This is a genomic window from Candidatus Dedyshia acidiphila (assembly GCF_051025295.1).
Classification (GTDB): Bacteria; Acidobacteriota; Terriglobia; order Terriglobales; family Acidobacteriaceae; genus KBS-83.
The window spans coordinates 1-255 of sequence record NZ_JBMGJV010000087.1; the positions used below are offsets into that span (position 1 = coordinate 1).

The window sequence follows — 255 nt, forward strand, 5'->3', positions numbered from 1 at the left end:
CGGATATCAGGACGGGACACCGATCCTGGGAACCCCTACGGACCCGACGCCGGGTGGCATCAAGGGCCCGAAGTCCGACACCTACATCTATCCGCACACGCAGGTGGATGCGCAGGTCAGCTACCTCGTCCCGAAGGGACGCGGCATCAGCGTGATTGCGCAATTCCTCAACCTGAACAACGAGGTATTTGGTTTCTACAATGGGAGCGAGAAGTATCCGATCCAGCGTGAGTACTACGCGCCCACCTACAGCTT

General features: G+C 58.8%; 1 protein-coding gene. It reads left to right on the forward strand.

The annotated features are described in order from the left end of the window. Positions 1-255: hypothetical protein (locus tag AC5IJH_RS18325; RefSeq protein ID WP_491904266.1), on the forward strand; the 255-nt coding region annotated here is incomplete at both ends.